Origin of the sequence: Albidovulum marisflavi, assembly GCF_025751435.1 — a bacterium.
Classification (GTDB): Bacteria; Pseudomonadota; Alphaproteobacteria; order Rhodobacterales; family Rhodobacteraceae; genus Albidovulum; species Albidovulum marisflavi.
Genome location: NZ_JAOWKY010000004.1, coordinates 336,891 through 356,812 on the forward strand (window position 1 = coordinate 336,891; position 19,922 = coordinate 356,812).

20 protein-coding genes and 1 tRNA gene are annotated in these 19,922 nt (G+C 62.6%); 11 read left to right on the forward strand and 10 right to left on the reverse strand.

The annotated features are described in order from the left end of the window. Positions 1-121: 121 nt before the first annotated feature. A tRNA-Leu gene (locus OEW28_RS15585) sits at positions 122-205 on the reverse strand. A 55-nt stretch (positions 206-260) separates the two neighbouring features. Continuing rightward, on the reverse strand, positions 261-1,121 hold the full coding sequence (gene ypfJ, locus OEW28_RS15590) for a KPN_02809 family neutral zinc metallopeptidase (protein ID WP_263735719.1): 861 nt from the start codon (positions 1,119-1,121) through the stop codon (positions 261-263). A gap of 140 nt (positions 1,122-1,261) precedes the next feature. Here ypfJ and OEW28_RS15595 point away from each other — a divergent pair, with 140 nt between their 5' ends. After that, positions 1,262-1,840 (forward strand): YqaA family protein, encoded by a 579-nt coding sequence (locus OEW28_RS15595; protein ID WP_263735720.1) that lies wholly within the window; start codon positions 1,262-1,264, stop codon positions 1,838-1,840. Further along, the gene (locus OEW28_RS15600) at positions 1,837-2,295 is read left to right on the forward strand and encodes a disulfide bond formation protein B (RefSeq protein WP_263735721.1); all 459 of its coding nucleotides are present in this window, start codon (positions 1,837-1,839) and stop codon (positions 2,293-2,295) included. The genes OEW28_RS15595 and OEW28_RS15600 overlap by 4 nt, the downstream gene beginning before the upstream one ends. Here the strand turns inward: OEW28_RS15600 and OEW28_RS15605 are convergent, their stop codons facing one another. After that, positions 2,296-2,748: an Lrp/AsnC family transcriptional regulator gene (locus OEW28_RS15605; protein ID WP_263735722.1), complete on the reverse strand. Its 453-nt coding sequence runs from the start codon at positions 2,746-2,748 to the stop codon at positions 2,296-2,298. It lies immediately after the preceding gene. Positions 2,749-2,848: 100 nt separating this feature from the next. On the opposite strand from OEW28_RS15605, the gene rocF reads away from it, so the two are divergent. Both rocF and OEW28_RS15615 read left to right on the forward strand, forming a co-directional pair. Beyond that, entirely contained in the window at positions 2,849-3,775 is a 927-nt protein-coding gene (gene rocF / locus OEW28_RS15610) for an arginase (protein ID WP_263735723.1), read from the forward strand. Beyond that, positions 3,775-4,845 carry an ornithine cyclodeaminase gene (locus tag OEW28_RS15615; protein ID WP_263735724.1) on the forward strand — a complete coding sequence of 357 codons (1,071 nt, stop codon included), beginning with the start codon at positions 3,775-3,777 and terminating at the stop codon, positions 4,843-4,845. Before rocF ends, OEW28_RS15615 begins: the two co-directional genes overlap by 1 nt. 52 nt (positions 4,846-4,897) lie before the next feature. Here the strand turns inward: OEW28_RS15615 and OEW28_RS15620 are convergent, their stop codons facing one another. Next, positions 4,898-5,764 (reverse strand): LysR family transcriptional regulator, encoded by an 867-nt coding sequence (locus OEW28_RS15620; RefSeq protein ID WP_263735725.1) that lies wholly within the window; start codon positions 5,762-5,764, stop codon positions 4,898-4,900. Positions 5,765-5,860: 96 nt separating this feature from the next. Here OEW28_RS15620 and OEW28_RS15625 point away from each other — a divergent pair, with 96 nt between their 5' ends. Continuing rightward, positions 5,861-6,664 (forward strand): arylamine N-acetyltransferase family protein, encoded by an 804-nt coding sequence (locus OEW28_RS15625; protein ID WP_263735726.1) that lies wholly within the window; start codon positions 5,861-5,863, stop codon positions 6,662-6,664. 18 nt (positions 6,665-6,682) lie between these two features. On the opposite strand, the gene OEW28_RS15630 is transcribed toward OEW28_RS15625, so the two are convergent. Continuing rightward, positions 6,683-6,964 carry an usg protein gene (locus OEW28_RS15630; RefSeq protein ID WP_263735727.1) on the reverse strand — a complete coding sequence of 94 codons (282 nt, stop codon included), beginning with the start codon at positions 6,962-6,964 and terminating at the stop codon, positions 6,683-6,685. A gap of 202 nt (positions 6,965-7,166) precedes the next feature. Here OEW28_RS15630 and gyrA point away from each other — a divergent pair, with 202 nt between their 5' ends. From gyrA to gluQRS, 5 genes are all read left to right on the forward strand, one after another. Then, on the forward strand, positions 7,167-9,899 hold the full coding sequence (gene gyrA / locus OEW28_RS15635) for a DNA gyrase subunit A (RefSeq protein ID WP_263735728.1): 2,733 nt from the start codon (positions 7,167-7,169) through the stop codon (positions 9,897-9,899). A gap of 295 nt (positions 9,900-10,194) precedes the next feature. Then, on the forward strand, positions 10,195-10,851 hold the full coding sequence (locus OEW28_RS15640; RefSeq protein WP_263735729.1) for a hypothetical protein: 657 nt from the start codon (positions 10,195-10,197) through the stop codon (positions 10,849-10,851). Positions 10,852-10,948: 97 nt separating this feature from the next. Next, the gene (locus OEW28_RS15645) at positions 10,949-11,347 is read left to right on the forward strand and encodes a DoxX family protein (RefSeq protein ID WP_263735730.1); all 399 of its coding nucleotides are present in this window, start codon (positions 10,949-10,951) and stop codon (positions 11,345-11,347) included. Between the two features lie 71 nt (positions 11,348-11,418). Then, the gene (gene trmFO / locus OEW28_RS15650; RefSeq protein ID WP_263735731.1) at positions 11,419-12,759 is read left to right on the forward strand and encodes a methylenetetrahydrofolate--tRNA-(uracil(54)-C(5))-methyltransferase (FADH(2)-oxidizing) TrmFO; all 1,341 of its coding nucleotides are present in this window, start codon (positions 11,419-11,421) and stop codon (positions 12,757-12,759) included. Further along, positions 12,759-13,595, forward strand: coding sequence for a tRNA glutamyl-Q(34) synthetase GluQRS (gluQRS, locus tag OEW28_RS15655; protein ID WP_263735732.1), 837 nt, complete (start codon positions 12,759-12,761; stop codon positions 13,593-13,595). Before trmFO ends, gluQRS begins: the two co-directional genes overlap by 1 nt. Positions 13,596-13,621: 26 nt before the next feature. Here gluQRS and hisI read toward each other — a convergent pair whose 3' ends face one another. After that, a complete protein-coding gene (gene hisI, locus OEW28_RS15660; protein ID WP_263735733.1) occupies positions 13,622-13,981 on the reverse strand; it encodes a phosphoribosyl-AMP cyclohydrolase in 360 nt (119 codons plus the stop codon). A gap of 63 nt (positions 13,982-14,044) precedes the next feature. On the opposite strand from hisI, the gene OEW28_RS15665 reads away from it, so the two are divergent. Further along, on the forward strand, positions 14,045-14,488 hold the full coding sequence (locus OEW28_RS15665; protein ID WP_263735734.1) for an iron-sulfur cluster assembly scaffold protein: 444 nt from the start codon (positions 14,045-14,047) through the stop codon (positions 14,486-14,488). 170 nt (positions 14,489-14,658) lie between these two features. Here OEW28_RS15665 and OEW28_RS15670 read toward each other — a convergent pair whose 3' ends face one another. The 4 genes from OEW28_RS15670 to ctrA all read right to left on the reverse strand — a co-directional run bounded on the left by OEW28_RS15670 (position 14,659) and on the right by ctrA (position 19,876). Continuing rightward, positions 14,659-14,781, reverse strand: a complete 123-nt coding sequence (locus tag OEW28_RS15670) for a hypothetical protein (RefSeq protein WP_263735735.1) — start codon at positions 14,779-14,781, stop codon at positions 14,659-14,661. Positions 14,782-14,871: 90 nt separating this feature from the next. Next, positions 14,872-16,959, reverse strand: coding sequence for an ATP-dependent DNA helicase RecG (gene recG, locus OEW28_RS15675; protein WP_263735736.1), 2,088 nt, complete (start codon positions 16,957-16,959; stop codon positions 14,872-14,874). Beyond that, positions 16,956-19,100 (reverse strand): NAD-dependent DNA ligase LigA, encoded by a 2,145-nt coding sequence (ligA, locus tag OEW28_RS15680; RefSeq protein WP_263735737.1) that lies wholly within the window; start codon positions 19,098-19,100, stop codon positions 16,956-16,958. Before ligA ends, recG begins: the two co-directional genes overlap by 4 nt. A 68-nt stretch (positions 19,101-19,168) precedes the next feature. Then, the gene (gene ctrA, locus OEW28_RS15685; protein ID WP_263735738.1) at positions 19,169-19,876 is read right to left on the reverse strand and encodes a response regulator transcription factor CtrA; all 708 of its coding nucleotides are present in this window, start codon (positions 19,874-19,876) and stop codon (positions 19,169-19,171) included. Positions 19,877-19,922 lie beyond the last annotated feature (46 nt).

Below are 19,922 nucleotides of genomic sequence, written 5' to 3' on the forward strand. Positions count from 1 at the left end.
GCGTCGCTTGTCCGAGAGACGCCGGCCCGGAATTGCGGATCGGGGGGGTCTGCGATCGTCCCGGCACGGCAGTTGGGCCAACAATGAACCGCCCCAAATCTTTCCCAACCATGTTCTGAGGTGGTACCCGAGGTCGGACTCGAACCGACATGCCTTTCGGCGGCGGATTTTGAATCCGCTGCGTCTACCATTCCGCCACTCGGGCCTCAGGCCAGCGGTCTATCTCGCCGGCACGCGCATGACAAGCGGTTTGCTCGGGCTCAAAGACGAGTTGCGCCGAACGTGTCGCAGTCGCCGACATTCCCGGTCTGGTAGCCCCGCTCAAACCAGCGCTCCCGTTGGTCCGAGGTGCCATGGGTAAAGGTATGCGGCATGGGCTGCCGACCAGCATTTCGCTGCAGCGTGTCATCGCCGATCTTGCGCGCCGCGTTCAGCGCCTCGCTCAGGTCCCCATCCTCTATCGTTCCCAGAACGGATTCGGCATGCCGGGCCCAGATGCCCGAGAGGCAGTCGGCCTGAAGTTCGATCCTCACCGAGATCGCGTTCGACGCGGTTTGACCGGCACTCTGTCGCGCCGCGTTGGCCTGCCCGAGGATGCCCAGTTCGTCCTGAACATGATGAGCGACCTCATGCGCGATGACGTAGGCCGCCGCGAAGTCGCCCTGCGCGCCAAGCTGGCGGCCAAGCGTCACAAAGAAGTCGGTGTCGAGGTAGATCTTGCGATCGGCGGGGCAATAGAACGGTCCCGTCGCCGCGCTTGCCGTGGCGCATGGCGATTGGGTCAGCCCCTTGAACAGAACCAGGGTCGGAGGGTCGTAGGTTCGGCCAAGCTCCACCCTGAAGATCCGGCCCCAGATTTCCTCGGTGTCGGCAAGCGTGACCGACACGAACTCGCCAGCCTGCACGTCCGCCTCGGTCAACCGTGTGTTACCCTGGACAGCGCCACCGCCCTGCTGGCGCGACACCTCGTTCAGGACCGGGGTCACGTCCACTCCCAGGAAGTACGCAATCACGACGATCGCGACCAGGCCGAGTCCACCAACCTGAACCGTGCCACCGCGCCGCCCCATGCGGCGACGATCCTCGATATTATTGCTTTGTCGACGCCCCCGCCAGCGCATCGCGCCCCTCCGGATCAGATCGCTCCGCCCGCACGATATCGTGCGCCGGCACGGGTGCAAAGCCGCTTGACGTCGTGGCGACCGCATGGCCTAAGAAGCCGCCGCCCCGAAGCTGGCAGCAAGATCGGAGACGCTTGGCCATGATCCGGCCCCTTTACGACTGGACCATGCGACTGGCCAATCACCGCCGCGCCCTTCCGGCCTTGGCGGTGGTGTCCTTCGTTGAAAGCTCGGTTTTTCCGATCCCGCCCGACGTGCTGATGATTCCGATGATCCTGGCACGGCCATCGCGCGCGTGGCTCGTCGCATTGGTCGCGCTGGTGTCATCGGTTCTTGGCGGAATTCTTGGCTACGCCATCGGCGCCTTCGCCTTCGATCAGGTTGGTCAGCCGATCCTGGCCTCGCTTGGCAAGGCCGAGGCGATGGCGGAATTCAACTCGCGCTTCAACGACTTCGGATTCTGGGCTGTCCTCGTTGCGGGCGTCACCCCTTTTCCCTACAAGGTTATCACCATCATGTCGGGCTGGACCGGGATGCCGCTTGCGACCTTCGTCGTGACGTCGATCCTGGCGCGAGGGCTGCGCTTCTTCGTGGTGGCAGGGCTACTGTGGAAATTTGGCGCCCCGGTGCGCGACTTCATCGAACGGCGGCTCGGGCTGGTGTTCACTGTCTTCATCTTCCTGCTGCTGGGCGGCTTTCTGGTGGTGCGATACCTGTGACACGTCGAAACCTTGTTCTTCTTGCCGGTCTTGGCTCGATCCTGCTTCTGGGCGGCGCTTTCGTTTTCCAGGCGCTTGGCTATTCTCCGTGCAAGCTGTGTCTTTGGCAGCGCTGGCCACATGGCGCGGCGATCGTCATCGCCGGGCTTATCCTGTTTACCGGTTCCCGGTTTCTGCCCTGGCTGGGCGCGATCGCCGCGGCCACCACAGGCGCAATCGGCGTCTATCACGCCGGTGTCGAGGTCAAATGGTGGGAGGGGCCGACAACCTGCACCTCGGGCCCGGTCGGCGGCATGTCGGCGGACGACCTGCTGAACCAGATCATGGCTGCGCCCCTCATCCGCTGCGACGAAATCGCCTGGAGCCTTTTGGGCGTTTCGATGGCGGGATGGAATGCGATCCTGTCGTTTGCTCTTGCGGCAATCTGGATTGCGGCGGCCACGCGGCGCGCCTGATCACCGCCGGCTTGCCCGTCGGGTCGACAACAGCAGGCTTGTTTCGGAGGCCAGCACCCCCTCGTAACCTCGGACCTTCATCAGCACCGCATCCAGTTCTTCAAGCGTGCGCGTGCCGATCTCTGCGATGATGTCCCAGCGGCCGTTCGTGGAATGGACGGCCGTGATCTCCGGCAAGCCGGCAAGCCGCGCGATGATGCGTTCGGTGCCCCGCCCCTCGATCGCGATCATCATCAGGCCGCGCACGGGCTGCGCGGTCACGTCCGATCGAGTGAGTACACTGAAGCCTACAATCTCGCCGCGCGCCTGCAGCCGCTCCATCCTGGCGCGCACCGTTGCACGCGCGATGCCAAGCCGGTCGGCCAGATCGGACAGAGACGCGCGACCATCGCGCCTGAGCTCCGCGATGATCCTTTGATCGACCTCGTCCAGATCGGTGCTCGGCGCGGCCATTTCGGACAATCCTTTGTTCGTTTCGACAAAAACAAGGGTGTAATCTGACACAAACCGACAACACACTTTACCGCAAGCCTGAATCGAGCGGAGAACCCAGATGAAGAAGACCTGTATCCTGATCGGCGCCCCTATCGACACCGGGCAGAAGCGCGAAGGATGCCTGATGGGACCAGCCGCCTTTCGTGTGGCGGGGATCTCCCGCACCATCACGGATACGGGAAACCTGGCCGAGGACTGGGGCGACGTGGCGCTTCCGGAGCTCAGGCCCGCGGCCTGCCTGAACTCTGCGGTCCATTCGCTGGCCGAAACGGTCGGATGGACCAAGGCGTTGGCCGAAACCGGCAAGCGCGCCATGGCAAAGGGTTTCCCTATCTTCATGGGCGGGGACCATTCGTTGTCGTTGGGATCGGTCGCCGGCGTAGCAGCCCACGCGCGCGATGAGGGTCGGCCGCTGTTCGTCCTGTGGCTGGACGCGCATTCGGATTACCACACCCCCATGACAACGGCCTCGGGCAACCTGCATGGAACACCCGTCGCCTATATCGCGGGGCGGCTCGGGTTCGATGCCTTTCCGCCGTTCCCCGCCCCCGTTCCGCCGGACCGGATATGCCTTTACGGCATCCGTTCCGTTGACGGGCCAGAACACGCGGGCCTAGTCGAAACCGACGCCACCATCTGCGACATGCGCGTGCTGGACGAACGCGGCATCGTGGCGCCGCTGCGCGAGTTCCTGGACAAGGTTCAGGCCCAGAACGGCTTGCTGCACGTGTCGCTGGACGTTGACTTCCTGGACCCCAGCATCGCCCCTGCCGTCGGAACCACGGTTCCCGGCGGCATCACCTTCCGCGAGGCGCATCTTGTGATGGAGCTTCTGCACGAAAGCGGACTTGTCACCTCGCTCGACCTCGTCGAGCTCAACCCGTTCCTTGACGAACGCGGACGGACCGCACGGCTGATGGTGGACCTTGTGGGGTCGCTCATGGGGCGCAAGGTCTTCGACCGGCCCACCCGGAGTTTCGGATGATGACCAAGAAATTGAATGTCGTTCCTTTTGTCAGCGTGGACAACATGATGAAGCTTGTTCTTCATCTTGGGGTCAAGCGCACGATGACCGAGATCGCGGACTACATCGAGGCGGATTTCAAGCGCTGGCCGCTGTTTGACAAGACGCCTCGCGTGGCCTCTCACTCGGATGTCGGGGTGATCGAACTGATGCCCACTTCGGATGGCGAGATGTACGGGTTCAAGTATGTCAATGGCCACCCGAAAAACATGAAGGAAGGGCTTCAAACCGTTACGGCCTTTGGCCTATTGGCTGATGTCAATACCGGCTACCCGATCCTGCTTACGGAAATGACGATCCTGACGGCGCTTCGAACTGCCGCGATGTCGGCGCTTGCAGCCAAACACCTTGCGCCAAAGGGCGCGACGACGATGGCGATGATCGGAAACGGCGCGCAGGCCGAGTTCCAGGCGCTGGCTTTCGGTGCGATCTGCGGCATCGACACCGTGCGGCTTTACGACACCGACCCCGCAGCTACGGAAAAATGCATCCGCAACCTTGCCAACAGCGGATTGGCAACGGTCCCATGCCGCAGCCCGGAAGAGGCGGTCGAAGGCGCGCAGATCATCACCACCTGCACCGCGGACAAGCAATACGCCACGATCCTGACCGACAACCTTGTTGGCGCGGGCGTCCACATCAACGCGGTCGGCGGCGACTGCCCCGGCAAGACCGAGCTGCACCGCGACATCCTGCTGCGGTCGTCGATCTTTGTCGAATATCCGCCGCAGACCCGGATCGAAGGCGAAATCCAGCAGCTGGAACCTGATCACCCCGTGACCGAGCTTTGGGAGGTGATGACTGGAGCCGCCAAGGGCAGAACCGACGCGCGGCAAATCACCCTGTTCGACAGCGTCGGCTTCGCGATCGAGGACTTTTCCGCGCTGCGCTACGTCCACGACCGCTTGAAGGGCACTTATTTCTTCGAAGAACTGGACATGATCGCGGATCCCGATGAGCCACGCGACCTTTACGGGATGCTTCTGCGGGCAAAAGACGCCTGGCAGTCAGAGTTGATTTCCGCCGTTTGAGGCAGGGCGGGCAAGGCCAGAAGTGACTTCATAAACGGCGCTAAGGTCTCCTTCAGCGCGACCTGAAATGCCCCCGCGCCCAGCGAAGAAACGTCGCGATGCGCGGGTGGCTTGCTTCTTTGGCGTCGGCGATCAGCCATACGGGCGAGGCATCGGCAACCGGCATGCCAAGCTCGCGGATCCGGCCATCGTCGCGCGCCAGCGCCTTGGGAAGCAGCGCAAGCCCCAATCCGCGTGCACACGCCTCCAGTTGCGCGACAGGGCTGGAGGATGTCATGGCCGGCTGACCGCCAAGGGCCTTGAGTTTCGCATAGGCGCCGATCTCGCCCAGCGAACCGGAAGCGCGGATCACCTTGTGCCCGTCCAACGCGTTGGCGCCGGGCCTGACCGGATGCACCGCCAGATACCCCGGTGCTGCATAAAGGCCCCAGTCGATGCGGCCGATTTCAAGCCCCTGCGCCCCCTCCGGCAGGCTTTCGCCCGGCGTGACAAGGATGTCGTACTGTGCGGCTGGCAGGGAAAAAAGGTCATCATAGATCGCAAGGTCCGCCGGATCGCGCCCCTGACGCGCCCACTCCGGCAGGGCATCGGCGACGAACAACTGTGCCGTCACCTCGCATGCCGCTATTCGGATCGGCCGCGGAACGGCATCCAGATTGGCCAGCAGATCGTCATAGGCCGCACGCATCACGCGAGCGGCTAGAACCATGGCCTCGCCCCTTTCGGTCAGCGCAAGCGCGCCCAGGGCGTCGCGGGCAAAAGCACGCGCGCCGCCCGCCTCGACCGCGGCAAGCCGGCGTGACATCGTGGACTGGCTGACCCCTGCGAACCGCGCAGCTGCCGACAGGCTACCCGCTTCGTGGACCAGAAGCAGGTCGCGCAGATCGTTCCAGTCGGGAAGGTCCGATGAGACGGGCATGGGGCATGCGAAAACGGATGGCTGGCTGCACTATTGCGGATTGCCCCTGCCGGGTCAATCGGGTCATCCGGGTGCCGAAACCACGCGGAGTCCATCATGCCCCTTAACCTCCCCCGCTATCTTGACCGGATCGCCATCAAGGACGAGGCGCCCTCGCCCGAAGGTCTGTCGCGCCTTCAGGCCGCGCAACTGCGCGCGATAGCGTTCGAAAACACGGAACCGCTTTTGGGCGTCGTTCCCGATCTGTCTCTTGCGGCCGTGCAGCAGAAGCTGGTCGTGGCCAAGCGCGGCGGCTATTGCCTCGAACTCAACGCGCTTTTCGGAGCCGCTCTTGGCGCTTTGGGATATCAAGCGCGCCCGGTCCTGGGCCGGGTTCGCATGGGCGCGGCAACGGGTGGTCCACGCGCCCACCTTGCCCACATCGTCCAGTTCGGCGATCGCGCGTTTCTTGCGGACACCGGCTTTGGAGGTCCGGCCCCCGAGGCCCCAATCGAGATCGGAACCGGAACGCCTGTTGCGGACAGGCTTGGGCAGTATCGCCTTCGCAGGGATGCCGCCACCGAGGAATGGGTGCTTGAGCGAGAAACAACGCAAGGCTGGTTTTCGCTTTACGGCTTCGACACTGTCCCCGTGACCGAGCCGGACCGCATCGCCGCCAACTTCTTCTGCGCGCGCTTTCCGGCCTCGCCCTTCCCAAATCACCTGATGCTGAACCGCGTCACGGAAACGGGCCGCGTCAGCCTGTTCGACAGGAAGCTGACCAAGGACGACACGGTAACGGAACTCAGGGACTCCGCCGATCTGGCAGATGCGCTGCGCGATCAGTTCCGCCTGCCTTACGATTGTGCCCTTGCACGAAATCTATGGCACAAGCTGGCCCCTGAAGCGCTTGTTGCGTGAACGGTTCGCAGCCTGATCTTAGTGAATGCGGAATTCGCCCACCACGTTGCGCCACTCACCCGGCGCGATCAGCTTGCGATGACAGAACCGGACCGAATGCAGCGGCCCCTCGATCTTTTCCTGCCAGAACTCGATGAACCGGAACAATTCCGGGTAATCCGGGGCAAGGTCGTATTCCTGCCAGATGAATGAGTTCAGCACGCTCCGGAAATCGGGCATCCGGTAGTAAAGTTCGGCCGTCGTCAGCCCGTATCCCTTCAGCATCAGCTCGGCTTCCGCGCCCGGTCCTTCCACCCGCATGGCACCCTCCTGAATAGCCTCATGGCTACATCTTGCCACTAGGCTTCTACTTTTCAATGAAAACAATGTGTTGAGAGTTTGGCAGCACTGTGGGCAGACATTCCGCCCACCTGCCATTGCACCCAACAGATTGGATGGGATATAGTCACGCACAACAACATGTGGCCCTATCGGGCCCCCAATCAAAAATGGGCGAGCATCCGTGACCGATACCCCGGAAACCCCTGAAAACGAAGGCGAATTGCCGCGTCGTATGATGTATGACGGACCCACCGTCGACATCGCGGACGAGATGAAGACGGCCTATCTGGATTACGCGATGAGCGTGATCGTCAGCCGTGCGATCCCCGACCTGCGCGACGGCCTGAAACCTGTTCACCGGCGCATCCTTTACGCGATGCACGAAACCGGCAACGCACACGACAAGCCCTATCGCAAGTCCGCGCGTCCGGTTGGGGACGTGATGGGGAAATACCATCCGCACGGTGACGCGGCGATCTATGACGCGCTGGTGCGGATGGCGCAGGATTTCTCGATGTCCTTGCCGCTTCTGGACGGCCAGGGCAACTTCGGCTCAATGGACGGCGACAACGCGGCGGCCATGCGCTACACAGAGGTGCGCATGGACAAACCCGCCGCTGCGCTTCTGGCGGATATCGAAAAAGATACCGTCGATTTCCAGGACAACTACGACGGCAAAGACAAGGAACCGACCGTCCTTCCCGCCCGCTTCCCCAACATGCTGGTCAACGGCGCGGGTGGCATCGCGGTCGGCATGGCCACGAATATTCCCCCCCATAACTTGGGCGAGGTCGTGGACGCGACGCTTGCGCTGATCGAGAACCCCGATCTGTCCATGGAACAACTGATGGAGATCGTTCCGGCCCCCGACTTCCCGACCGGGGGTGTGATCCTGGGCCGGTCCGGCGCGCGCAAGGCGTATCTGGAGGGCCGCGGCAGCGTCATCATCCGAGCAAAGACGCGCGTCGAAGAGATCCGCAAGGACCGTTACGCCATCGTTCTGGATGAGATCCCCTACCAGGTGAACAAGGCCTCGATGATCGAGAAGATCGCGGAAATGGTCCGCGACAAGAAGATCGAGGGCATCGCCCACGTTCAGGACGAAAGCGATCGCGTCGGCGTCCGCGTCGTCATCGAGCTGAAGCGCGACGCAACGCCGGAGGTGGTTCTGAACCAGCTTTACCGCTTCACGCCGATGCAGACCTCGTTCGGGTGCAACATGCTGGCGCTGAATGGCGGTCGCCCTGAAACGCTGTCACTGCGCGATTTTCTTTCGCATTTCATTACCTTCCGCGAAGAAGTTGTAGCCCGGCGCACGGCCTTCGAGCTTCGCAAGGCACGCGAACGCAGCCACATCCTGTGCGGCCTTGCCGTCGCGGTGTCCAACGTGGACGAAGTGGTGGCGACCATCCGCGCCTCTGCCGACCCCGCCGAGGCGCGCGAACGCCTGATGACGCGGCGCTGGCCGGCAGAGGATATTGCCGCCTACATCCGGCTGATCGACGATCCGACCCACACGATGAACGAGGACGGAACCTACAACCTGTCCGAAACCCAGGCACGCGCCATCCTTGACCTGCGCCTGCAGCGCCTGACCGCGATGGGCGTCAAGGAAGTCACGGACGAGCTTGAGGATCTGGCAGCCAAGATCAAGGATTACCTCGACATTCTGTCCTCACGCGAGCGGATCATGGCGATCATCTCGACCGAGCTGAACGAGGTGAAGACCGCCTTCGCCGTTCCCCGCCGAACCGAGATCGTCGATTGGGCGGGCGACCTTGAGGACGAGGACCTGATCGAGCGGGAGGACATGGTCGTCACCATCACTTCTGGCGGTTACATCAAGCGCACGCCCCTTGCCGATTTCCGCAGTCAACGACGCGGTGGCAAGGGCTTGGCCAGCATGGCGACCAAGGAAGATGACGTGGTCACCACACTGTTCGTGGCCAATACCCACACGCAGCTTCTGTTCTTCACGACCGACGGCATGGTCTACAAGCTGAAGACCTGGCGCCTTCCGCTTGCGGGGCGCACGGCCAAGGGCAAGGCCATCGTGAACATCCTGCCCATCGATCAGGGCGTTTCGATCGCGGCCCTCATGCCCGTTGATGTGCCCGAGGAGGAATGGGAAAACCTTCAGATATTCTTCGCCACCTCCGAAGGCGACGTGCGCCGCAACGCGCTGTCCGATTTCACCAACGTCATGCGCAACGGCAAGATCGCGATGAAGCTGCCCGAGGGCGTTAGCCTTGTGAACGCGCGCATCTGCGACGAACAGGACGACGTCATGCTGGTCACATCCGGCGGGCGCGCGATCCGCTTCCCGACAACAGAGGTCCGCGTATTCAAGGGGCGGGACTCCACGGGCGTCCGCGGGATCCGCCTTGGCGCGTCTGACAAGGTGGTGTCGATGTCGGTCATTCGGCACTTCGAAGCCGACCCGGCCGAACGCGCCGCCTATCTGAAGCAACGCCGCCTGATGGCGGGAGTGACCGAGGACGAGGTCGACGAGGACGAAGAGGATGTCGCCGAAGGGCAGCTGACGCCCGAACGCTACGCCGAGATGTCGGCAGCCGAGGACCTGATCCTGACCATCACCGCCTCGGGCTCGGGCAAGCTGACCTCATCGCACGATTACCCCGTGCGCGGACGCGGCGGCCAAGGCGTCAAGGCGATCTCGACCGGCAACCGGGGCGGCCGCCTTGTTGCCTGCTTCCCGGTCGAGACCGACGACCAGATCATGCTGGCGACCTCGACGGGGCAATCGATCCGCTGCCCGGTCGAGGGCATCAGCTTCCGCTCTCGTTCTGCAGGGGGCGTCAAGGTGTTCGATACCGGGGCCGGCGAAGAGGTGGTGTCGGTCGCGCGTATCGCCGAACAAGGCGATGATGAAATCGAAGCCTCCGAGGAGTGATCTCTGCCTATTGGAACCAAGGCCCCTATCCGCAGATCGGGGCCTTTTCCAGTCGCCTAGTTGCGTTTACCAATTTCAGAATTAACCATCTGAAAAGGTTATTGTTTTCTTAACACCCTCAGCTCGGGCATAACCCGGACATCGCCAGCGCCAGGACGCCGCGCTGTACCAGTTCAGAGGGTTCAAGATGTTCAAGAGTGTGCGCCAACTTTTCTTTCCCATGGCGCTGGCGATAGCCCTGCCCGCTTGCGCGGAGCCAAGCCTTGGCCTTGTGCGAACAGAGGCGAGCATTGGCATGACCGCGTCAGCCCCTGACAGCTTGGCTGATGCGCGACTGTCGGGGGATTTCCGGATAACCCAGGCACACGGGCTTCAGTTCGACGTGTCGGCGCAGGACTACGCGGGCGGCTATCTTGGCCAAGTCGACAGCCACCTTTATCTTCAACCCTCAACCCGCTCGAAATACGGCTTCTTTGCGTCTCTTGCCGATGTCAACGGACGAGAGGCGACGATCGCCTACCTGGGTGCCGAGGGGCTGTTTGCGCTAAGCAATCGGACCGTTCTCGAGATCCGCGGCGGGGCCGGATACGCCCGGCCGGGCTCCTATGACTTCGTAGGTGCGGAGGCGTGGCTAAGTCGAGCGGTGTCTGAAAGCTTGTCGATGTACGGCGCGGTGCAATTGGTGGAAATCCAGGAAGACCGCCTGGACTCTGTCGCTTGGGGGGCGGAATTTGGCGCCACCTGGCAGCCGAAGGAAAGCCCTTTCGCGTTTACGGCATCCGCAGGAAGCACCGGCATGAGTGGCGCCGACTCCGCGCCCGCGGAAGGATATCTGCGGCTGGGTATCTCGTGGAGCTTGGGCGGAGAACGCGGCGCCCGTCAATCGCTTGCGGCGCGCGGCTTTCGTTCTCCTCGCCCGTTCGATCCACTGCTTCGGGCGGGATGGTTCTAATCTGCGCCAGCGCACAAAACCTGTTCCCGCATCGCCATTCTCTGCGCATGCGCAAAGAGATACTTCGGTTCGACAAGACCTAGAACAGGAAACGCCCATGACCTCTGTCAACGCCTTCGCCATACTTGCCGCGCGCATCATGATCGCGGCGATGTTTCTAGTTGCCGGCATCGGCAAACTGGGCGACGTCGCCGGCTTTACCGGATACATGACCTCAGCCGGCGTACCCGCCATCCTGGCCTGGCCGGTGATCCTTCTGGAAATCGCGGGCGCCGCCGCCTTGGTCGCGGGCTTCCAGACCCGCATCGCCGCGCTGGCGCTTGCAGGCTTCACCATCATGGCCGGTGCTCTTTATCATCTCCAGCCAGCGGACCAGATGCAGATGATCATGTTCTACAAGAACCTTGCCATCACCGGCGGTCTGCTGATGCTTGCGGTGACCGGCGCTGGCCACTACGCTTTCGACAATCGCCGGGTCGCTTCGGCCGTCGCCTGAATCCGGTCGCGAAGGGGCGGCGGCTCTGCCGCCCCTTTTCGTCTGCACGGAACTGGCGTAAACCGCGCGCCATGACAGAAACATTGCACATCATCGGCGGCGGCATGGCCGGATCGGAAGCCGCGTGGCAGGCGGCTAACATGGGCGTTCGCGTCGTCATCCATGAAATGCGGCCCAAGGTGGGAACATTCGCCCACAAGACAGGCCTTCTTGCGGAAATGGTCTGTTCCAATTCGTTCCGCTCGGACGATGACGAACGCAACGCGGTGGGCCTGCTGCACTGGGAAATGAGGGCGGCGGGCGGATTGATCATGGCCTCTGCCGCCGCGCACAGGCTGCCTGCGGGTGGTGCCTTGGCTGTGGATCGTGACCCCTTCGCCGAAACGGTCACGGCGCAACTGCGTGCACATCCCCTTATTTCCGTGTCCGAAGAAGAAGTTGCCGAACTTCCCTCAAGCGGCCACTGGATCGTCGCGACCGGGCCTTTGACCTCCGCCAGCCTTGGTGCTGCGATCCGTGCGGAGACCGGCGCTGACCACCTCGCCTTCTTCGACGCAATCGCACCGATCGTCTACGCCGAAAGCGTGGACATGTCGGTTGCCTGGATGCAGTCGCGCTACGACAAGGGCGAGACCGAGGAAGAGCGCACCGCCTACATGAACTGTCCAATGGACCGCGATCAATATGACGCATTCATCGACGCTCTCTTGGCCGCGGACAAGACCGAGTTCCACGAGGGCGAAACCGCCGGGTACTTCGACGGATGCTTGCCGATCGAGGTGATGGCGGAGCGCGGGCGCGATACGCTTCGTTTCGGTCCGATGAAGCCCGTCGGCCTGACCAATGCCCACCGGCCTGACGTGAAACCCTATGCCGTGGTACAGTTGCGCCGCGACAATGCCCTTGGCACGCTCTACAACATCGTGGGCTTCCAAACCAAGATGAAGTACGGAGCCCAAATCGATGTTTTCCGTATGATTCCCGGATTGGAACATGCCAGCTTTGCAAGGCTGGGCGGCATCCATCGCAACACGTTCATCAACTCTCCGACCCTGCTTGATGACCGGATGCGCCTCAAATCGCGTCCGCATATCCGTTTTGCGGGCCAGGTCACCGGGGTCGAGGGCTATGTCGAAAGTGCCGCGATGGGCCTTCTGGCCGGAAGGATGGCAGCGGCAGAGATCCTGGGCCGCGATCTGCCCGCGCCCGGACCGGAGACGGCGATGGGCGCGCTTGTGACACACATCACGGGCGGAGCAGAGGCCAAGACCTTCCAACCGATGAACGTGAACTTCGGGCTGTTTCCTCCGATTGACGCGAAGGGCGGACGCCGGGGACGCAAGGATCGCTACAAGGCCTATACTGACCGAGCGAAAGACGTATTTTCACAATGGCTTCAGGCGCAAAGCTGATGCGAACCCGGTTTGCGCCATCGCCAACCGGGCCGCTTCACCTTGGCCATGCCTATTCCGCCATTCTGGCCCATGACGAGGCCCGCGCCCGGAATGGGGTGTTCCTCCTCCGCATGGAGGATACCGATATGGAACGTTGCCGGGCTGAATGGGAAGCGCTGATCGTAGAGGATCTGAGCTGGCTTGGCCTGACCTGGGACGAAGAGATCCTGCGCCAGTCGGACAAGATCGACATCTACAACGCGCGGCTGGAAACCTTGGGCGAAAGCGGGTTGCTGTATCCGTGTTCCTGCACGCGCGGAGATATCCGCGCGGCCCTTGCCGCCCCGCAGGAGGGCGTCGTGCACAACATCTATCCCGGAACCTGTCGTGGGCGCACGATGGCCAGCCGCAAGCCCGGCGATGCGCTGCGCCTCGACCTGTCAAGGGCCCTTGAGGCGCTGTCCGGGCACGTTCTGCGCTTTGTCGAAACCGGCCCCGCGCATGAGGGAAGCCATATCGTCGATCCCGAGCAGGCGCGCCGGACAATCGGTGACGTTGTCCTGGGCCGCAAGGGCGAGGATATCGTGGCCTACTTCCTGGCCTCGGCGTTCGACGATGCGGACCAGGCGATCACGCATGTCATCCGTGGCGAGGATCTGTTCGAATTCACGGCAATCCAGGTGATCCTGCAGCACCTTTTCGGATTGCCGACACCGATCTATCACCATCACCGGCTCATAAGGGATGAGAACGGCAAGCGTCTTGCCAAGCGTGACGATGCACGTGCGATCCGCAAGTATCGCGAGGATGGCGTCACGCCCGATGACATCCGGCGCAGCCTGGGCCTTGAATGAGCCAATTGCGGCCGGTCGCGCGGAACCTAGACCTGCGGTTGCAGGATCTCGACCTCGGACCCGTTGCGAACGGCGGTGTAGAAGCAGGACCGTCGGTTGGTGTGGCAGGCCGGGCCGACCTGGTCGACCAGAACCAGCAGGCAGTCGCGATCGCAGTCCATGCGCATCTCGATCAGCCGTTGCGCGTGGCCGGAACTTTCACCCTTGACCCAGAAAGCCGCACGCGAACGCGACCAATAGGTTACACGGTTTGTCTCAAGCGTCCGCGCCACGGCCTCGGCGTTCATCCAGGCCATCATCAGGACTTCACCGGTGGCATGATCCTGCGCTATGGCCGGGATCAGACCGCGATCATCATAGCGCAATGTGGTAGGGTCGAAGGTCATGGCTCACCTTTGCAAACAGCACGCGTTCCCCTATCTATGGGACGGGCGCGCCAGGGGGAAGACATGAGCGACAGCGACCTCATAAAGCTCTATTCGCAACGCATCCTTGCGCTTGCGGCGGATATTCCTCATCTGGGCCGTCTGGACCATCCCACCGCCACCGCGCGCCGCCGCTCTCCGCTTTGCGGATCGACGGTCGCCGTCGATCTTGACGTCAAGGACGGCAAGATCACCAACTATGCTCAGGATGTGAAGGCTTGCGCCTTGGGTCAGGCCGCCGCGGCCGTGGTCGGCGACGTGATCATTGGCCGCACGCGTGCCGAGGTGGAAAGGGCCCGCGACGAGTTGCGCGCAATGCTGAAGGAAAATGGCCCCGTCCCGTCCGAACCCTTCGCAGGGCTGGAGGTGCTGCTGCCGGCGCGCGATTACAAGAATCGTCACGCTTCGATAATGCTTGCGTTGGAAGCTGCGGCAGAGGCCTTTGCCAGCGCCGAGGCCGCAGCTTAAAAAAAACCGCCGCGCGTCGATCGACGGCGGCGGCAGTCAGCAAGTTCTCCAAGAAACCCCGAGACTGGGCGGCATGCTTGGGGGAGCTGGCCGCGCATGACAGGCATGTCAGATGCCTGGGGGAGGCACCTTCGGGCGGGAAAACTGCGAGGCAGTTGAGGGATACGGGGTCAAAGAAGACCGGGCAGGTGCAGTCCAACGATCAGCATGACGACCAGAGACACCAGCCCTGCTGCATCCTGCACAAGCGTCCCGGACGAACGGGCAATCACGGATTTCAGATCGAATTTCATCGGAACCTCCACCTGAGTTGCCTATTTGTTCTCATATGATTCATCACTTGTAAAGAACTAAATGAGAACATTTGTGAACGATGTGCCAACTCACCCAACATTGATCAAGCGAATGGCACGGTCCTTCTCCATCAACCACAAGAGCACACGCACCGCCTGACCGCGAGCACTGGCAAGGCCAGGGTCCTCGGCCAGAAGCCGGCGAGCATCGCTTTGCGCGATCGCCATCAATCCCGCCTGCCGTTCAAGATCGGCGATGCGGAAGCGCGGCAGGCCGGACTGCGCGGTTCCGATCAGGTCCCCTGCCCCCCGCATGGCCAAATCTTCCTCGGCGATGCGAAACCCGTCTTCTGTTTCGCGCAGGATCGACAGGCGTCGTTCGGCGGTATCGGACAGGGGCGACTGATACATCAGCAGGCAGGTCGAGGCTGCGGTTCCTCGCCCCACCCGGCCCCGCAACTGATGAAGTTGCGCCAAGCCAAAGCTCTCGGCGCGTTCGATAACCATGATCGAGGCGTCGGGGACATTGACGCCAACCTCGATGACGGTTGTTGCGACCAGAACACGCGTGCGTCCCGCGACGAAGTCCGCCATGGCCGCATCCTTTTCGCTGGGCGGCATCTGCCCATGCACAAGGCCGACCGATCCCTCGCCCAGGGCTGCGCGCAGCATGCGGAAGCGTTCCTCGGCGGCGGTCAGGTCCACGATCTCGCTTTCCTCGACCAAAGGGCAAACCCAGTACGCCCTCCGACCTTCCTGCAGGGCGCGGCGCAGATGGTCGACCACCTCGTCCATACGGTTGGTCGAAACAAGGGCCGTCTTCACCGGCTTTCGGCCTGCAGGCTTTTCGTCAAGCACCGACACGTCCATGTCGCCATACTGGGCAAGGCTCAGCGAGCGTGGAATCGGCGTGGCGGTCATCACCAGAACGTCCACCGCATGTCCCTTGGCGCCCAGTTCCATGCGCTGCGACACGCCGAAGCGGTGCTGTTCGTCGACGATGGCAAGCCGCAGGTCCGCGAAATCAACATCCTTCTGGAACACCGCGTGCGTCCCGACGAGGATCGCGATCCTCCCTTGGGCCAGGTCGGCAAGCTTGGCCGCGCGCTCTGCCCCGCGGTCGCGCCCGGTCAGGATGTCCAGCCGCACGCCCGCGCTTTCTGCGAGCGGCCGCAGCCCCTCAAGGTGCTGACGGGCGAGGATTTCGGTGGGGGCCATCATCACGCCCTGCCCGCCCGCCTCGACCGCGTTCAACAGCGCAAGGAACGCGACCAGTGTTTTTCCCGACCCCACGTCACCCTGCAACAGTCTGTTCATCCGCCGGTCAGAGGCCATGTCGGCCACAATCTCGGCTGCCGCGCGGTCCTGCGCGGCGGTTGGGCGATATGGAAGCGCAGCCAGAACTCTTTGCCGAAGGTGCCCATCACCCCGGCTTGCCTGCCCTTTCCCCCGACGGATCGCGCCGCGCGCCAGCGCAAGCGTCACTTGATGGGCGAAAAGTTCGTCGTAGGCCAGCCGCTGGCGGGCTGGCGCGTTGGGCGACAGACCGAACAGATCGGCGGGGCGGTGCGCCGCGCGCAGGGCCTCGGCCCAGGTCGGCCAGCCTTCGCGCGCAACCAGTTGCGCGTCCGCCCATTCCTCAAGCTCCGGCATTCGTTCCAGCGCACCTTCCACCGCCTTTTGCATCACCTTCTGGGTGACGCCCGCCGTTAGAGGATAAAGCGGCTCGAAGGACGGCAGATCCGCGGCCTCTTCCGGTTTCAGGATGTGATCGGGATGGACGATCTGCGCCAAGCCGTCGAAAATCTCAAGCTTTCCCGAAATCACCCGGCGCTGCCCGGTAGGCAGATGCCGTGACAGGAAATCTCCACGGGCGTGAAAGAAAACAAGCTGAAACTCGGTTTTCGCATCGCGCACGAAGACCCTGGCCGGTCCACCCTTTCGGCGCGCCGGGACATGGGACCCGACCAACACCTCTACCGTCACGGTGGCCGGAGGGGTGACACCGACGATGCTATCCCGCAGTGCGCGGTCAACGCCCGAGACGGGAAGGGTCAACAGAATGTCGCGCGGGCGCGTGATGTCGATCTGCACAAGGTTCGCTGCCGTCTTGGCGCCGACCCCCGGCAGGGTTTCCACCCCCGCGAACAGCGGGAAAAGCACGGCAGGACGGCTCATCCGCCGATCAGCCGAAGCCAGGCATCTTCGTCGATGATCTCGACACCCAACCGCTCGGCCTCCTTCGCCTTCGACCCCGCGCCAGGTCCCGCGACGACAAGATCGGTACGCGCGGAAACGGAACCGGAAACCTTTGCGCCTAGCGCCTCCGCGCGCGCCTTGGCCTCGGCGCGCGTCAGCTTTTCAAGCGTTCCCGTAAAGACGATCGTCTTGCCTGCGACCGGGCTTTCCACCGGCCCGCGCTTCTCGGCGGGCAGAATGTCCAACTCATCCACAAGCCGGTCGATCGAAGCACGCTCCGCGTCTTGGTTGAACGCGTTCACCAATGACGCGGCCATCACCGCGCCGACCCCGTCGATGGACAGCAGGTCCGCCCACGCCTCGCCCTCGCCGATACGGGCGGCCGTGACCGCGCTTTCAAAGGCGGCCCACGTTCCGAAATGATTGGCCAGTAGACCGGCAGCCGTTTCACCTACGTGTCGAACGCCAAGCGCGAATATCATGCGCCGAAGTTCGATTTTCCGTTTTTCATCAATGGCATCGAACAGTTTCTTTGCGGACCTTTCACCGAACCCCTCGCGGTTCTTCAACTTCGTCAGATTCCGCGCATCCCGCTGCCTCAGGGTAAAGATATCGGCGGGCTCGCGAACAGGAAGCGCCGCGTCACTGAAGAACATCTCGATCTGCTTTGCGCCCAGACCTTCGATGTCAAAGGCCCCGCGGGACACGAAATGCTTCAGTTTTTCAACGGCCTGCGCGGGACAGATCATGCCGCCAGTGCAGCGACGCACGGAGTCGCCTTCCTCCCGGACGGCATCGGACCCGCACTCGGGGCATCTGGTTGGGAACACATAGGGATTCGCATCGCTTGGGCGCTTGCCCAGGTCGACATCGGCGATCTTGGGGATGACGTCACCCGCGCGATAGACCTGAACCCAGTCTCCAACGCGGATGTCCTTGCCGTCGCGGATCTCGGCGCCACGGGAATCGCGCCCTGCAATGTAATCCTCGTTGTGAAGCGTGGCGTTTGAAACGACGACGCCGCCCACGGTGACCGGCAGAAGTCGGGCCACGGGGCTAAGCGCGCCTGTCCGGCCGACCTGGATGTCGATGGCTTCAAGCCGTGTCCAGGCAAGCTCGGCCGGAAACTTGTGGGCAATGGCCCAGCGGGGGGTCGTCGACCGAAAGCCCAGACGCGACTGGTATGATAGGTCGTTCACCTTGTAGACGACGCCGTCGATATCATAGCCAAGCGTCGCGCGCTGAGCCTCGATTTCCCGGTAGGTGGAGAGAAGCGCATCGGGACCGTCGCAGGTCCTGGTCAGCGGGTTGGTCTGGAATCCCAAGGCCGCAAGCCTATCCACGGCGCCGATCTGGGTTGAGGAAAGCGGCGCGCTGAGCTCGCCCCAGGCGTAGGCAAAGAACCGCAGAGGCCGTGCCGCCGTGATCGCTGGATCGAGTTGACGCAAGCTTCCGGCGGCTGCGTTTCGCGGGTTCGCAAAGGTCTTGTCTCCTGCTGCGGCCTGGCGCTCATTCAAGGCAGCGAAGTCGTCATGGCCCATGTAAACCTCGCCGCGCACCTCCAGCACATCCGGGGCTCCGACAAGCGATTGAGGGATGTCATCTATCGTGCGCGCATTGGCGGTGACATTCTCGCCCGTTTCGCCATCTCCGCGGGTGGCGGCCTGCACCAAAGTTCCACCTTCATACCGCAGCGAAAGCGAGAGACCGTCGATCTTCGGCTCAGCCGTGTAGACCAGAGCGGCATCCTGCGCGAGGTTCAGATACTTGCGTATCCGATCATCAAACTCCCGCACTTCTTCATCCTCGAAAGCATTTTCGAGGCTGAGCATGCGGACTGCATGCCGGACCTTGGCAAAGGTTTCGGATGGTGCCGCACCCACCTGACGCGTGGGACTGCCTTCGGCCGCGAGCGTCGGAAAACGCACCTCGATCGCCGCCAATCTGCGCTTGAGCGCGTCATAGGCGGCATCGGAAATCTCCGGCGCATCCTCGGAGTGGTAGGCTCGGTTCGCCTGCGCGACCTCTTCGGCCAGAAGCGCCCATTCATGTCGCGCCTGGTCCGCCGACAACGACTCCACCGGCACGTCGCGCACAGAATCCGCGTTACTGGAAATCATCGCCGCCCCCGAAACTCCTTTCCGAGTGTTAGGCGGCGTCGAGGTCAAGGTCCAGAGGTTGCCGTCGCTCAGGCCCCCATGGCAATGCGTCTCTCGCCGACCTGAGGTTCGCGAAGGACGTATCCGCGGCCCCAGACGGTTTCTATGTAGCTTTCGCCGCCCGTGGCCTCCGCAAGCTTTTTCCTGAGCTTGCAGATGAAGACGTCGATGATCTTGAGCTCAGGTTCGTCCATTCCGCCGTAAAGATGGTTGAGGAACATTTCCTTCGTCAATGTCGTGCCCTTGCGAAGGCTGAGCAGTTCCAGCATCTGGTATTCCTTGCCGGTCAGGTGAACGGCCTTGCCATCCACATCCACCGTCTTGGCGTCCAGGTTCACACTGATCTTTCCCGTGCGAATGATCGATTGGGCATGACCCTTTGATCGGCGGATGATCGCATGGATGCGCGCGACCAGTTCTTCGCGGTGAAACGGCTTGGTCATGTAATCATCCGCGCCAGAACCGAAGCCGCGAATCTTGTTTTCGGGATCGTCGGCACCCGACAGGATCAGAATCGGCGTGGACACCTTGGCCAAACGCAACTGCCGAAGCACCTCGTGCCCGTTCATGTCGGGAAGGTTCAGGTCCAGAAGGATCAGATCGTAGTCATAGAGTTTTGCCAGATCGATCCCTTCCTCCCCAAGGTCAGTGCAATAGACGTTCAGGTTGGCATGCGTCAGCATCAATTCGATACTGCGCGAGGTGGTCGGGTCGTCCTCCACCAACAGAATTCTCATCCGGCGATCTCCGCATTAAGCCCTCGACTGATCAGAGACTTGCCGA

What these genes read in the sequence shown, in the direction of transcription:
- hisI (WP_263735733.1), bottom strand. Translation starts at nt 13,981, where the DNA reads ATGACCTTCGACCCTACCACATTGCGCTATGATGATCGCGGTCTGATC.
- recG (WP_263735736.1), bottom strand. Translation starts at nt 16,959, where the DNA reads ATGAGCCGTCCTGCCGTGCTTTTCCCGCTGTTCGCGGGGGTGGAAACC.
- ctrA (WP_263735738.1), bottom strand. Translation starts at nt 19,876, where the DNA reads ATGAGAATTCTGTTGGTGGAGGACGACCCGACCACCTCGCGCAGTATC.
- ypfJ (WP_263735719.1), bottom strand. Translation starts at nt 1,121, where the DNA reads ATGCGCTGGCGGGGGCGTCGACAAAGCAATAATATCGAGGATCGTCGC.
- OEW28_RS15665 (WP_263735734.1), top strand. Translation starts at nt 14,045, where the DNA reads ATGAGCGACAGCGACCTCATAAAGCTCTATTCGCAACGCATCCTTGCG.
- OEW28_RS15630 (WP_263735727.1), bottom strand. Translation starts at nt 6,964, where the DNA reads ATGCGGGTGGAAGGACCGGGCGCGGAAGCCGAGCTGATGCTGAAGGGA.
- trmFO (WP_263735731.1), top strand. Translation starts at nt 11,419, where the DNA reads ATGACAGAAACATTGCACATCATCGGCGGCGGCATGGCCGGATCGGAA.
- gluQRS (WP_263735732.1), top strand. Translation starts at nt 12,759, where the DNA reads ATGCGAACCCGGTTTGCGCCATCGCCAACCGGGCCGCTTCACCTTGGC.
- ligA (WP_263735737.1), bottom strand. Translation starts at nt 19,100, where the DNA reads ATGATTTCCAGTAACGCGGATTCTGTGCGCGACGTGCCGGTGGAGTCG.
- OEW28_RS15640 (WP_263735729.1), top strand. Translation starts at nt 10,195, where the DNA reads ATGACCGCGTCAGCCCCTGACAGCTTGGCTGATGCGCGACTGTCGGGG.
- OEW28_RS15620 (WP_263735725.1), bottom strand. Translation starts at nt 5,764, where the DNA reads ATGCCCGTCTCATCGGACCTTCCCGACTGGAACGATCTGCGCGACCTG.
- OEW28_RS15595 (WP_263735720.1), top strand. Translation starts at nt 1,262, where the DNA reads ATGATCCGGCCCCTTTACGACTGGACCATGCGACTGGCCAATCACCGC.
- OEW28_RS15625 (WP_263735726.1), top strand. Translation starts at nt 5,861, where the DNA reads ATGCCCCTTAACCTCCCCCGCTATCTTGACCGGATCGCCATCAAGGAC.
- rocF (WP_263735723.1), top strand. Translation starts at nt 2,849, where the DNA reads ATGAAGAAGACCTGTATCCTGATCGGCGCCCCTATCGACACCGGGCAG.
- OEW28_RS15670 (WP_263735735.1), bottom strand. Translation starts at nt 14,781, where the DNA reads ATGAAATTCGATCTGAAATCCGTGATTGCCCGTTCGTCCGGGACGCTT.
- OEW28_RS15605 (WP_263735722.1), bottom strand. Translation starts at nt 2,748, where the DNA reads ATGGCCGCGCCGAGCACCGATCTGGACGAGGTCGATCAAAGGATCATC.
- OEW28_RS15645 (WP_263735730.1), top strand. Translation starts at nt 10,949, where the DNA reads ATGACCTCTGTCAACGCCTTCGCCATACTTGCCGCGCGCATCATGATC.
- OEW28_RS15615 (WP_263735724.1), top strand. Translation starts at nt 3,775, where the DNA reads ATGACCAAGAAATTGAATGTCGTTCCTTTTGTCAGCGTGGACAACATG.